Source organism: Variovorax sp. GW823-FHT04F07 (genome assembly GCF_058795995.1).
This window is the reverse complement of the sequence record NZ_JBXAIG010000004.1, coordinates 306,493-318,379: the sequence shown is the minus strand read 5'-3', so window position 1 is coordinate 318,379 and position 11,887 is coordinate 306,493. Positions and strand designations below refer to the sequence as shown.

Sequence of the window (11,887 nt, the reverse complement as noted above, 5' to 3'; positions counted from 1 at the left end):
GGCAAGGCTTCTAGCGTGGACGGCAAAGGTCCGTCAAGGCGCTGCGGGCATCGGGGAACATGAACTGGAAGCCGCTGCGCAGCAGCTGCGCCGGCACCACGCGCTGGCCTTCGAGCAGCAGGTCGGCCTGCTCGCCGAGCAGCAGCTTCACGGGCGCGGCGGGCGTGGGCATCCAGCAGGGGCGGTGCAGCACGCCGGCGGCGACGCGGGTGAAGGCCTCCTGGCTCACTGCACCGGGTGCGGTGACGTTGAAGGCCTTCGCGGTGGCCGGACCTGTGGCCGGCTCCGTCACCGTCCACACATGCGCGATGGCGCGGATCAGGTCGTGCACATGCACCCACGAGAGCCACTGCCGCCCGCTGCCCAGGCGCCCGCCCATGCCCAGCTGCACCGGCATCAGCAGCTGCGGCAGCGAGCCCTGGTGGCCCAGCACGAAGCCGAAGCGCAGGCAGGCCACGCGAACGCCGTGTGCCACGGCCGCGTGCGCGGCCTGCTCCCAGCGCTGGCACAGCGTCGACATGAAGATGTTTTGCGGCGGCGCGTCTTCGGCGAGTTCGGTGGCGTCGCCCTGCGGCTGCACGCCGTAGTAGCCGATGGCCGAGCCCGAGAGCAGCAGCCACGGCTTGCGCGGGCGTGTGCCCATCCATGCGACGAGCTGCTGCGTCAAGCCTTCGCGGCTTTGCAGCAGCTGCCGCTGGCGCCGCGCGCTCCAGCGTTGGCCGAGGATGCGTGCACCCGCGAGGTTGACGACCACGTCGATGGCGTCGGCGGCGGGAATCTGGTCGAGCGACTGCACGCAGCGCACCGCGCCGCCGAAGCCCCAGGCGGCGCCGCGCGCGTCGCGCGTCCACACCGTCACCGCATGGCCGTCGGCCAGCAGGTGGCGCACGAGGATCTGGCCGATGAAGCCGGTGCCGCCCGTCACCAGCACCTGCTGCGGTGTCGTGCCGAAGTGCACCGGCGCTTGGGCATCGCGCACCTGCGCCTGCTTCTGCTGCTTGAACAGGGCGCGCGCCGCGAAGCCGTCGCGCAAGCCCGAGATACCGACGCCCACGCCGCAGAGCGCCAGGAAGGCGCTGAGCCAGCCGTGTGGCTGCCACACCATCGCCGTCGGTTGCGCTGCCCACCCGACCGCGCTCATCGCCAGCAGCGCGATGAACGCGCCGGCGTTGATGGCCAGCACCGTGTGCGTCACGCGCTCGGTCGGCGGCAGCAGGCGGCTGCCGTCTTCGACCACGAAGTCCCACAGCGTGAGCACGATCTCGACGCCGAACACCACGAGCAGCACCCACGCCCACGCGCCGTGCCAGGCCCACGCCGACAGCCCGAGGAACAGCGCGCAATAGATCGACGAGCGCGTGGCGTGGATCGCCAGCTCGCGCCCCGCCGTGCCGCGGCGCGGCAGGGCTTCTGTGCCTTCGTGGTGGTAGAGCGTGTCGAAGGCGCCCAGCGCGCCTTGCGCCGCCATGAGCTGCAGGGCCAGCAGGTGCGTGTCGATCATGCGGACACCGCCTGCGCCTGCGGCTCCGGCACTTCCTCGAACACGCCGACCTGCGTGAAGGTGGTGCCCATGAGGCAGTGGCGAATCTCGATGCGGATGTTGAAGCGCTCGGGCGTCTCGTTGTGGTGCCAGAGGAAGGTCTTGCCCGGCGTGAACAGGCCCGGCAGCGGAATGCGCCAGCCGAACACCTCCCAGAAATAGCCGTCGCTCTGGAAATGCAGGCTGCCGTTGGGCTCCACGCTCAGCACCAGCTTCATGCCCAGCCCCATGCCCACGTACTCGAGCACCTCGCCGCGCTCGCTCTCGCGCATGAAGCTGGTGAACTGGATGGGCTTGCGCCCGTGCAGGCGGTAGATGCGCTGCTTGTAGATGGCCGGGTCGTCGGGCCGGGCGTAGACCTGGATCTCGACCGGGAAGTGGCTGTCGCTGTAGGGGATGAGCGCGCCCTGGATCATCGGCTGCGTGAGGTGCCCCAAGAGCTTGCCGAAGCGCGAGCAGCGCAGCTCGCTGAGGGCGCCCAGGTAGTGCAGCGCCTTGCCTGGCAGGGGGTTCTTGTCGAAGCGTCGGCGGATGTCGGGGTGCAGGCCCATCCAGGCGCCGCCCAGGATCTTCTTGAAGAGCTCGCCTTCGGAAGGAGGGGCGGGGGCTGGCGTGACACGCGCGACGGAAGAATCGACCATGCGTCGATTCTGCCTCGGCAACCCCGAGCGGCGCCCGTGATTCCGGGCCATGGGACAATCGCCGCTCTCCGCCTTTTTCCCTTCCCATGCCTCCTTGGCACGGGCCCGTCCGGCCCTCAAGCACCATGCGCGCCTTCACGCTTTCCGATTTCGATTTCCATCTGCCGCCCGAACTGGTGGCACAACACCCGGCCACCGAACGCACCGCCTCCCGTCTGCTCGACGGCACAGGCCCCGCCCCGGCCGACCGCATCTTCAAGGAACTGCCCTCGCTGCTGCGCGCGGGCGACCTCTTGGTCTTCAACGACACGCGCGTGGTCAAGGCGCGCCTGTTCGGCGAGAAGCCGACCGGCGGCAAGCTCGAACTGCTGGTCGAGCGCGTGCTGCAGGGCCACGAGGTGGTCGCGCACATGAAGGTCAGCAAGAAGCCGCCCGTGGGCACCACGCTCGAGATGGTGGGCGGCTTTCGCGCCACGCTGCTGGGCCGCTGGCCCGAGGAAGACGGTGCGCTGTTCCGCTTCGGCTTCGAGAGCGACGCGGGCGAAGACCCGTATGCGCTGATGCAGCGCTGCGGCCACGTGCCGCTGCCGCCCTACATCACGCACACCGACTCGGCCGACGACGAGAGCCGCTACCAGACCGTGTTCGCACGCGTGCCCGGCGCCGTGGCCGCGCCGACCGCCGCACTGCATTTCGACGAGGGCCTGCTGGCCGAGCTCGAAGCGCGCGGCGTGCAGCGCGCCAACGTCACGCTGCACGTGGGCGCCGGCACCTTCCAGCCGGTGAAGACCGAGAACATCGCCGAACACACGATGCACGCCGAGCGCTACGAAGTGCCCGAGGCCACGCAGCGCGCCATCGCCGAATGCAAGGCACGCGGCGGTCGCGTGGTCGCCGTGGGCACGACCACGGTGCGCACGCTCGAGTCGTGGGCCAAGAGCGGCGAGGCCACGGGCGACACGCGCATCTTCATCACGCCGGGCTTCGCCTTCGCGCACGTCGACGTGCTGGTGACCAACTTCCATTTGCCCAAGAGCACGCTGATGATGCTGGTCTCGGCCTTCGCGGGCTACGAGCGCGTGATGGCGCTGTACGCCCACGCCATCGCCAACGGCTACCGCTTCTTCAGCTACGGCGATGCCATGCTGCTCGCACGCACCCAGGACTGAACGACATCATGCTGAACTTCGAACTCCTCAAGACCGACCCCGACAGCCACGCGCGCCGCGCCACGCTCACGCTCAACCACGGCAAGGTCCAGACGCCGATCTTCATGCCCGTGGGCACCTACGGCACCGTCAAGGGCGTGATGCCGCGCAGCCTCGAAGAGATGGGCGCGCAGATCATCCTGGGCAACACCTTCCACCTGTGGATGCGCCCGGGGCTGGACGTCATGGCGAGCTTCGGCGGGCTGCACCAGTTCGAGAAATGGGACAAGCCCATCCTCACCGACTCGGGCGGCTTCCAGGTGTGGTCGCTGGGCGCGATGCGCAAGATCAGCGAAGAAGGCGTGAAGTTCGCGTCGCCCGTCAACGGCGACAAGCTGTTCCTCACGCCCGAGGTCTCGATGCAGATCCAGACCATCCTGAACAGCGACATCGTGATGCAGTTCGACGAGTGCACGCCCTACGACACGAAGGGTCACATCACGACCGAGGCCGAGGCGCGCGTCTCGATGGAACTGAGCCTGCGCTGGGCCAAGCGCTGCCAGGCGGAGTTCACGCGCCTTTCGAACCCGAACGCGCTGTTCGGCATCGTGCAGGGCGGCATGTTCGAGAACCTGCGCGAGGAGTCGCTGGCGGCGCTGGTCGACATGGACTTCCCCGGCTACGCCATCGGCGGCGTGAGCGTGGGCGAGCCCAAGGAAGAGATGCTGCACATCATGGGCCACACGCCGCACCGGCTGCCCGCGAACAAGCCGCGCTACCTGATGGGCGTGGGCACGCCCGAAGACCTGGTGCAGGGCGTAGCCGACGGCGTCGACATGTTCGACTGCGTGATGCCCACGCGCAATGCGCGCAACGGCACGATGTTCACGCGCTTCGGCGACCTGAAGATGCGCAACGCGCGCCACAAGAGCGACCCGCAGCCGGTCGACCCCAGCTGCACCTGCCACGCCTGCGCCGGCACCTCGGGCGTGTCGTGGAACGATGGCGGGCGCGAAGGCTTCAGCCGCGCCTACCTGCACCACCTGGACCGCTGCGGCGAAATGCTCGGCCCGATGCTGTGCACGATCCACAACCTGCACTACTACCTGAACCTGATGACGGAGATCCGCGCGGCGCTCGACGCGGGCACCTTCACGGCGTTCCGCGCGCAGTTCAAGGCCGACCGCGCACGCGGCGTCTAGGACTTTGCGGCGCCCGGCGGCCTGATGGCCAGCGGCGTCGCGTAGGGCTCGATGCGCAGCAGCTCGTTCTTGAAAATCACGATCTGCCTGAGCGGCGCCTGCACCAGCGCCCCGCTCGCGTCCTTGTGCGAGGCGTACTGCCAGAGCGTGAGCTGGCCCTTCTCGGCCAGCATGGCGGCCAGCCGCTGCACGGGCGGCGCCGCGCCGGCGCCCAGCTGGGCCGCCTCGATGCCCACCACGATGTCGTCGCGCGGCGAGACCACCTTGAAGAGCAGCACGGGCGCCGGTGCCTGCGCCTGCGCGCGGACGTGCCGCGCCGCGAAGGCGGCCGGAAGCAGCGCGAGGCAGAAGACGAAGCGGCGGTTGAAGGAGCTCATGGGCCGAAGCGTATGCCTGCAACGGCGCCCTGCCCACAGGCCGGAAGCCATACGCCGGGTGGAGGCCCGGCCGGCACCAGGGACGCCGTCATCCGGTACGCTTGCCCTGTCTTCACTGCGGTTGTCCTCACCCTCATGACCAACGCCTCCCCACCCACGGCCTATACCGCCCGCTACCCCTCGCTGGCCGGCCGCACCGTGTTCATCTCGGGCGGCGCCAGCGGCATCGGCGAATCGCTGGTGCGGGCCTTTCATGCCCAAGGCGCGAAGGTCGGCTTCTGCGACCTCGACACGGCCGCCGGCGATGCGCTTGCCGCGCAGCTGCAAGGCGGGCACCCCGCGCTGTTCGTGCCCTGCGACGTGACCGACACCGCCGCGCTCGCCGCCGCCATCGACGCGGTGCGCCAGCGCTTCGGGCCGGTGTCAGTGCTGCTGAACAACGCGGCCAACGACCGGCGCCACGAGATGGCCGACGTGACCAGCGACGACTTCGACCGCCTCGTGGCCGTCAACATCAAGCACCAGTTCTTTGCTGCGCAGGCGGTGGCCGACGACATGCGCGTGCTGGGCGGCGGCTCGATCGTCAACTTCGGCTCGATCAGCTGGCTCATGAAGGGCCGCGGCTACCCGGTCTACCAGGCCTGCAAGGCGGGCGTGATGGGTCTCACGCGCTCGCTGGCGCGCGACCTGGGCAAGCAGAACATCCGGGTCAACACGATCATGCCGGGCTGGGTGATGACCGAGCGGCAGATCAAGCTGTGGGTGAAGCCCGAATCCGCCGCGGAGATCGATGCGGCGCAGTGCCTGCCGGGCCGCGTGATGGCGGAGGACATTGCGGCGATGGCGCTCTTCCTCGCGGCCGACGATTCGCGCATGTGCACCGCGCAGGACTACGTGGTGGACGCAGGCTGGACCTGAAGCGCTTCAACGCTCGCCCCAAAGAAAAAAGCCCGGCATGCCGGGCTTTTTGCTGCGTGGGTGGCGGGACGATCAGTCGCGCAGTTCGGCCGGCAGCGTGCCGCCATTGGCGGCGATGCGAGTCATCACCTGCTTGTGCAGGCCGATGTTCCATTCGGCCGAACCCGGTTCGCCGTTGCTGTAGAGGATTTCGCTGGCCAGTTCCTTGCGCGCGGCGAGGCTGCTGTCCAGGCCCAGCAACTTGAGCAGGTCGACGATCGAGGTGCGCCAGTTCAGGCCGGCGGCACCGGGCATCGCGTCCAGGACGGCGGGCACGTCGCCCAGCGGGATCGCGGGCGGCGGTGCGGCAGCGGCCGGCGCGCCGGGTGCAGCCGCCGGCGGTGCGGCGACGACTTCAGCGGCGTTGGCCGACGGAAAAATCTTGGAAAAAATCTTGCCGAAAATGCTCATGGGTGTGCTCCGTCAATGTGAATGGGAAAACCCGCGGCACGGCGTTGCGTGACGCAGCCCGGGGTTGTAGCACGACCGTGCGGCGCTTTCGCTACGTGGCCGGCTGAACCGGTGCGCCCGGCGTGACCGATTGCGCAGTGCCGGTCACAGGTGTATGTGGCACCTGCGCAGCGGCCGAGGTACCGCAAGCGTGGCAGAACTTGGAGAACGCGCTCTTGCGCGTGCTGCAGTGGCCGCAGTGGTCGAACAGGCCGATGCCGCAGTGCGGGCAGAAGTCGATCTCGTTGTTCTTCAGGTCGACCGGCCGCTCGCAGCCGGGGCACACGCTCTTGGCCAGGCGGGCCAGCGCGACGTCGTAGCTCAGCTCTTCGCGGCGCACCTGGTCGGGCTGCTGCTCGGCGAGCTTCTGGCGCGCCAGGTAGCGGTTGAGCGCCACGATGGCGTAGCGCCCCACCAGCACGGTGAGCACGATGCCCACCACGTAGCGCACGTAGCCGCCATAGCTCGGCAGGTAGGGCACCAGCTCGACGAAGAAGGCGAAGAGCGCGAAGAAGATGAAGCCCCACACGAAGGGCCAGTAGGTGCTCTTGCGCTTCTTCACGAACAGCCAGCCGGCCACCAGCAGCAGCGGCAGGGTCAGCGCGAGCCGGTAGCCGAACACGCGCAGTTCGACGCGGCGGTACTCGGCGTCCAGGCGCTGCTGCGCGTCGTGCTCCAGCACGCCCAATGCCGCGCGCGCGCGCTGCTCGGCCTGGCGCGCGTCGAGTGCGATCTGGCGCTGCGCGTCGGCCTTGCGCTGCGCCGCGTCTTCCTTCTGCTTGAAGGCGTCGAGCGCCTTGGTGCGCGCGATGAGCTCGGTGTCCTGGTCGGGCTGCGCGGTGGCGCGGCGCGTGGCGATCCAGTTGCCGAAGGTCTCGCGCGCGTTGGCGCTGGCCTGCTGCGCCGTGTTGAGTTGCAGCTGCGCCTGGTCGAGGTCGCGCGAGGCCTGCAGCTCGGCGGCCTCCGAGGCTTTGATGGTGGCGCGCAGCGGCTCGGCCGCAGGCTTGTCGATGAAGTCGTCGAGCACGCGCACGCGCTCGACCTGCGGCAGGTCGCCCACGATCGTGCTGCCCAGCCCGATCAGGAAGCTCGCGAACACGAACGCCACCAGCCACAGGCCGCGGCGGAACCACTTCTCGGACAGGCGCAGGGATTTGCTCATGGTCTTTCCTTCATTCTTTCTTTTCTTCGTTGCTTCTCTTCGCTCAGAGCTTGAGTGTGACCGGCGCCGCGCCTAAGCCCGCACGCGGCAGCCAGGCGAACACCGAGTCGACGGTCACGGTCTCGATGCGGTCCGAGAACCGCTTCTCGTTCGGATGATCGTCGAACGCGATGTTGGCCGAGCCCACGCGCCCGCCCAGGCGGGTCAGCGGGCCGAGGTTCAGCGTGGTGGGCTCGTAGCCCTTGAACTGCAGCCAGGCCTGCGCCTGCGCGCGGGTGCCGATGGTGGCGGGTTCCATCGCGGCGGCCAGGGTCTCGATGGCCCACTGGTTCGACTGCTGGTACTTCTGGCCCCAGGCGTAGCTCACGATGCTGTAGGGCGCCACGTTCAGGCGCACGAGGCGCGCATCGGGCTCGCGCAGCGCGGCCATCAGCTGCGCCTGCACTGCCGGCGTGGGCACGGACCAGGCGGCCTCGTAGCGCCACAGGTCGTCGAGGAAGAACTCGCCCAGCCCCTGCCGGTAGACCGCGGCCACCGCGGTGCCGCAGTGGTTGAGCTTGTGCACCACGCGCCACGGGCCCTCGTCGGTCTTGTAGGCGATGCCCAGGTGCGAGTAGCGCAGGCCGTACTTGCTCAGGTCCTGTCCGGCGCGCGCCAGGATGACGACGCGCGCGCCGCTCGCGTCGAGCTGCTGCGAGGTGCGCTCGGCCAGCTGCATGCCCTTGACGATGAGCGCCGGCGTCGGCCTGACCTGTTCGCACGAGCGGCCGGCATTCGCCTGCAGCGGCAGCACCGCAGCGATGGCGAACGCCAGCAGCAGCGCGGGACGCAGGGCGGGTTTCACGACAGTCTTTCGTTGTGGAGCAGTGCGCGGCCGACCGCGTTGGGCACGAAGGCCAGCACCTCGCCGGCAGCCGAGAGCACGACGCCCGTGCCGATCACGCTGACGACCACGGCCGTGCCGGCGGCCGCCGACACGCCACGGGTGGCGCGCCCCATCACCTTGACGCTGGCGCGGGCGCCGTCCGAGGCGCGTTCGAGCAGGTAGACGGTGCCGTCGACCGAAGCCTCGACCGCGATCACGGTGAGCACCGAGCCGCCCACCGACAGCGCCGCGGGCACGGCGACCACCGCGGTAGCCGACGCCCCGACGACCGACGCGGCACCGACCACCGAGGCCACGGGCAGCAGCGACAGCGCGGCCGAGGCCTCGCTCTGGGCCCGTGCGGGCAGCGGCGTCGCGACACCCGCGAACGCGGCGCAGGCGGCGAAGGCCAGGGCGGCCATCGACCGCGCCAGGGCGGTCTTGCGCGAAGCCGGCAGGCCGCGCGGGATGATCGAAGCGGTGGAGGATGAGAGGGGTTGCATGAAGGCCTCGCGGCGCAGTGAAGGTGAGCGAATGATGGTTCGCCTTCACGCCGCGGGGCTCGAATACTTCAACCAGTTGCGATCCTGGCGTCCCGCAGTATCCCGAAGAGATACTTTGGGGCGCACGCCTCAGGAGGCCAGCAGGCCGGCCACGCGCTGGCGCAGCGTCTCGGGCTGCACTTCCTGCGGCGCCACGGGGTGGCCCACGCGCAAGCCCACGCGGCTGAAGAGGCCGCGGCGGAAGGGCTTGGCCATGGCCACGCGCTCACCGCCGCGCAGCTCGATGCGGCTGAAGTACGAGCCCCAGAGGTTGGTCAGCGCCATCGGGACCACGGGCGGCTCGATGCCTTCGGCGCGCGCGCCTTCGAGGATCTTCATCACGCCGCCCTTGAAGGGCTGCAGTTCGCCGTCGCGCGTGATCGCGCCTTCGGGGAAGATGCCCAGCAGGTCGCCCTCGCGCAGCACGCCGACGGCCTTGGCAAAGGCCGCCTCGTACGCCGCCGGGTCTTCCTTCTGCGGCGCGATCGGAATGGCCTTGGCCAGCTTGAACAGCCAGCCGAGCACCGGCACCTTGAAGATGCGGTGGTCCATGATGAAACGGATCGGGCGCGGGCTCGCGGCCATCAGCAGCACGGCGTCGATGAAGCTCACGTGGTTGCACACCAGCACGGCGGCGCCCTCGGTGGGAATGTGCTGATCGTCCTTGATGTCGAAGCGGTACACGAAGCGCGACAACACCCAGGCCACGAAGCGCAGCAGGTACTCGGGCACCAGCATGAAGATGTAGAACGCCACCACCGCGTTGGCGATGCCGGTGAACAGGAAGATCTGCGGAATGGTGAAGCCCGCGCCCAGCAGCGCGCCCGCCAGCACCGAGCTGCCGATCATGAAGAGCGCGTTGAGGATGTTGTTCGCCGCGATGATCCGTGCGCGGTGCGTGGGCTGGCTGCGCAGCTGGATCAGCGCGTACATCGGCACGCTGTACAGGCCCGCGAAGAGCGACAGCAGCGCGAGGTCGGCCATCACGCGCCAGTGCGCGGCCTGGTGGACGAAAGCGCCCAGGCCCATGCCGGCCGAAGGCGGCAAGGCGCGCGAGGCAAAGTACAGGTCGATGGCGAACACGCTCATGCCGATGGCGCCCAGCGGCACCAGGCCGATTTCCACCTGACGACGACTCAGCGTCTCGCACAGCAGCGAGCCCACGCCGATGCCCACCGAGAACACCACCAAGAGCAGCGACGCCACCTGCTCGTCGCCGTGCAGCACTTCCTTTGCGAAGCTGGGGAACTGGCTCAGGAACACCGCGCCGAAGAACCACATCCACGAGATGCCCAGCAGCGAGCGGAACACCACGATGTTCTCGCGCGCCAGCATCAGGTTGCGCCAGGTTTCGCTGAAGGGGTTCCAGTTGATGACCAGGCTGGGATCGGTGGCCGGCGCGGGCGGAATGGCCTGCGCCACGCCGCGCCCCACCAGCGCCAGCAGCAGGCAGGCCACGGCCACCGTGGTGTGGCCGATCTGCGGCATCGCCACCAGCAGCCCGCCCGCCACCTGGCCCAGCAGGATGGCGACGAAGGTGCCCATCTCGACCATGCCGTTGCCGCCCGTGAGCTCGCGCGAGTCGAGCACCTGCGGCAGGTAGGCGAACTTGACCGGCCCGAACAGCGTGGAGTGCAGCCCCATGAGGAACACGCAGGCCAGCAGCACCACCGCGTCGGCGCGCACGAAGCCCCAGGCGGCGATCACCATGATCGCGATCTCGAGGTTCTTGACGAAGCGGATCATCTTCGTCTTGTCGAACTTGTCGGTCAGCTGGCCGGCCGTGGCCGAGAACAGCAGGAAGGGCAGGATGAACAGCGCACCGATCACCAGCCCCGCCATCGCCGGCGGCATCCAGCTCAGTTGCAGCTGGTAGGTCACCATGACGGTGAAGGCGAACTTGAAGAGGTTGTCGTTCGCGGCCCCCGCGAACTGGGTCCAGAAGAAGGGCGCGAAGCGCCGCTGGCCGAGCAGCGCGAACTGGTTCGCGTGGGCGTTGGGCTCATGCACCACGGGCGCGGGCGCGGCGGCGGCGGGGGTTGTCATGCGATGCAATCTCCTCTTTGTCTTCTACCGCTGCGCCACGGGCGTTCCAGTGGCCAAGCCGCGTCATGCCGCGATGGCGGCTGGGTCGGGATTGTGCCGCAGCAGGGTGGCGCGCCAGCCCTTTTCGAGGCGGTACAGCGCCATCAGCACAGGCAGGCCGGCCAGCGACGCCACCAGGTGCTTGAGGGTGTGGCCCGACACGAGGTGGCCGGTGGCTTCGTAGATGGCGTGGTCGCCCAGTTCGAAGGCCTTGGCCACCACATAGAACGCGATCACCCAGCCCAGCTTGAGCCCGACGGCGCCGCGCATCGGCGTGGCCAGTGCCAGCGTGAGCACCACCGCCATGCCGCCGAACTGCACCAGCGCCCAGGGCAGCACGTTGCCGGTTTCCTGGCAGACCTCGGCCGCCAGCAGGCCGGCCGTGAGCACGAACCAGGCGGCCGGCCAGCCGGCGCGCTGGCTGACGCGCTCGCAGACCGCGATGCCGATCAGGCCCGCAAAGGCCACGGCCATGCCGGCGCGGTCGGCGGCGAGGCGGGGCGCGTCGGGCATCAGGTGATAGAAGGCCGAGCCGGCGGCGGTAGCGATCAGGCCGGCGAAGAACAGCCAGGCGCAGTCCAGCGTGTTGTCGGGCGGGTCGTTGGCGGGCGGCGCCAGCGGGAACCCGGCCAGTGCCTCCTGGTGCGAGCGGTCGATGCGGTTGAGCCGGTACAGCCCCAGGCAGCCGATGGCCAGGAACGGCAGGTTGCTCAGCACGTCCATCGCGTTGGGCAGGTGAAACAGCGGCCGGTTGTCGGCGAACACGGAGGCGATCGCCACGTCGGCGGCCGGCAGCGCCGGGCCGAAGAAGGCGATCAGCAAGAGCAGCGCGAAGGTGAACAACAGTCCGCGTTCGCGGCGTGTCAGGGTGGGCAGAAGCATGGCGTTCCTCGGTGGGGTGGTGGCTGGCGGGTGGAA

Annotated in this window: 12 protein-coding genes; 3 read left to right on the top strand and 9 right to left on the bottom strand. The window is 69.3% G+C overall.

Features of this window, described 5'->3' with window-relative positions; translation table 11 throughout:
- Positions 1-10: 10 nt before the first annotated feature.
- Together AC1RAA_RS20585 and AC1RAA_RS20580 are read right to left on the bottom strand one after the other, a co-directional pair.
- Positions 11-1,501, bottom strand: a complete 1,491-nt coding sequence (locus tag AC1RAA_RS20585; RefSeq protein WP_492730345.1) for a TIGR01777 family oxidoreductase — start codon at positions 1,499-1,501, stop codon at positions 11-13.
- Positions 1,498-2,181, bottom strand: a complete 684-nt coding sequence (locus tag AC1RAA_RS20580; protein ID WP_095950351.1) for a DUF4166 domain-containing protein — start codon at positions 2,179-2,181, stop codon at positions 1,498-1,500. Before AC1RAA_RS20580 ends, AC1RAA_RS20585 begins: the two co-directional genes overlap by 4 nt.
- Positions 2,182-2,306: 125 nt before the next feature.
- Here AC1RAA_RS20580 and queA point away from each other — a divergent pair, with 125 nt between their 5' ends.
- Together queA and tgt are read left to right on the top strand one after the other, a co-directional pair.
- Positions 2,307-3,350, top strand: a complete 1,044-nt coding sequence (gene queA / locus AC1RAA_RS20575; RefSeq protein WP_095747235.1) for a tRNA preQ1(34) S-adenosylmethionine ribosyltransferase-isomerase QueA — start codon at positions 2,307-2,309, stop codon at positions 3,348-3,350.
- Between the two features lie 8 nt (positions 3,351-3,358).
- Positions 3,359-4,531 carry a tRNA guanosine(34) transglycosylase Tgt gene (tgt, locus tag AC1RAA_RS20570; protein WP_062477456.1) on the top strand — a complete coding sequence of 391 codons (1,173 nt, stop codon included), beginning with the start codon at positions 3,359-3,361 and terminating at the stop codon, positions 4,529-4,531.
- Here tgt and AC1RAA_RS20565 read toward each other — a convergent pair.
- The gene (locus tag AC1RAA_RS20565; RefSeq protein WP_492730343.1) at positions 4,528-4,908 is read right to left on the bottom strand and encodes a hypothetical protein; all 381 of its coding nucleotides are present in this window, start codon (positions 4,906-4,908) and stop codon (positions 4,528-4,530) included. The two genes, tgt and AC1RAA_RS20565, sit on opposite strands and share 4 nt — an antisense overlap.
- A 135-nt stretch (positions 4,909-5,043) precedes the next feature.
- On the opposite strand from AC1RAA_RS20565, the gene AC1RAA_RS20560 reads away from it, so the two are divergent.
- Positions 5,044-5,826, top strand: coding sequence for an SDR family NAD(P)-dependent oxidoreductase (locus AC1RAA_RS20560; RefSeq protein ID WP_492730342.1), 783 nt, complete (start codon positions 5,044-5,046; stop codon positions 5,824-5,826).
- Positions 5,827-5,898: 72 nt separating this feature from the next.
- On the opposite strand, the gene AC1RAA_RS20555 is transcribed toward AC1RAA_RS20560, so the two are convergent.
- The 6 genes from AC1RAA_RS20555 to AC1RAA_RS20530 form a co-directional block, all read right to left on the bottom strand.
- Entirely contained in the window at positions 5,899-6,276 is a 378-nt protein-coding gene (locus AC1RAA_RS20555; RefSeq protein WP_056516779.1) for a DUF3597 domain-containing protein, read from the bottom strand.
- A 91-nt stretch (positions 6,277-6,367) separates the two neighbouring features.
- Positions 6,368-7,477, bottom strand: a complete 1,110-nt coding sequence (locus tag AC1RAA_RS20550; protein WP_492730340.1) for a serine endopeptidase — start codon at positions 7,475-7,477, stop codon at positions 6,368-6,370.
- Between the two features lie 43 nt (positions 7,478-7,520).
- Complete coding sequence (locus AC1RAA_RS20545) at positions 7,521-8,321, bottom strand: DUF2145 domain-containing protein (protein ID WP_062477466.1); 801 nt, start codon at positions 8,319-8,321, stop codon at positions 7,521-7,523.
- Complete coding sequence (locus AC1RAA_RS20540) at positions 8,318-8,764, bottom strand: hypothetical protein (RefSeq protein ID WP_062477469.1); 447 nt, start codon at positions 8,762-8,764, stop codon at positions 8,318-8,320. The genes AC1RAA_RS20545 and AC1RAA_RS20540 overlap by 4 nt, the downstream gene beginning before the upstream one ends.
- A gap of 210 nt (positions 8,765-8,974) precedes the next feature.
- Entirely contained in the window at positions 8,975-10,930 is a 1,956-nt protein-coding gene (locus AC1RAA_RS20535; RefSeq protein WP_492730338.1) for an MFS transporter, read from the bottom strand.
- Positions 10,931-10,993: 63 nt separating this feature from the next.
- The gene (locus AC1RAA_RS20530; protein WP_095747243.1) at positions 10,994-11,851 is read right to left on the bottom strand and encodes a hypothetical protein; all 858 of its coding nucleotides are present in this window, start codon (positions 11,849-11,851) and stop codon (positions 10,994-10,996) included.
- Positions 11,852-11,887 lie beyond the last annotated feature (36 nt).

Excerpts from the sequence above, each read along its gene's own strand:
- AC1RAA_RS20585 (WP_492730345.1), bottom strand. The coding sequence starts at position 1,501 with ATGATCGACACGCACCTGCTGGCCCTGCAGCTCATGGCGGCGCAAGGC.
- AC1RAA_RS20580 (WP_095950351.1), bottom strand. The coding sequence starts at position 2,181 with ATGGTCGATTCTTCCGTCGCGCGTGTCACGCCAGCCCCCGCCCCTCCT.
- queA (WP_095747235.1), top strand. The coding sequence starts at position 2,307 with ATGCGCGCCTTCACGCTTTCCGATTTCGATTTCCATCTGCCGCCCGAA.
- tgt (WP_062477456.1), top strand. The coding sequence starts at position 3,359 with ATGCTGAACTTCGAACTCCTCAAGACCGACCCCGACAGCCACGCGCGC.
- AC1RAA_RS20565 (WP_492730343.1), bottom strand. The coding sequence starts at position 4,908 with ATGAGCTCCTTCAACCGCCGCTTCGTCTTCTGCCTCGCGCTGCTTCCG.
- AC1RAA_RS20560 (WP_492730342.1), top strand. The coding sequence starts at position 5,044 with ATGACCAACGCCTCCCCACCCACGGCCTATACCGCCCGCTACCCCTCG.
- AC1RAA_RS20555 (WP_056516779.1), bottom strand. The coding sequence starts at position 6,276 with ATGAGCATTTTCGGCAAGATTTTTTCCAAGATTTTTCCGTCGGCCAAC.
- AC1RAA_RS20550 (WP_492730340.1), bottom strand. The coding sequence starts at position 7,477 with ATGAGCAAATCCCTGCGCCTGTCCGAGAAGTGGTTCCGCCGCGGCCTG.
- AC1RAA_RS20540 (WP_062477469.1), bottom strand. The coding sequence starts at position 8,764 with ATGGCCGCCCTGGCCTTCGCCGCCTGCGCCGCGTTCGCGGGTGTCGCG.
- AC1RAA_RS20535 (WP_492730338.1), bottom strand. The coding sequence starts at position 10,930 with ATGACAACCCCCGCCGCCGCCGCGCCCGCGCCCGTGGTGCATGAGCCC.
- AC1RAA_RS20530 (WP_095747243.1), bottom strand. The coding sequence starts at position 11,851 with ATGCTTCTGCCCACCCTGACACGCCGCGAACGCGGACTGTTGTTCACC.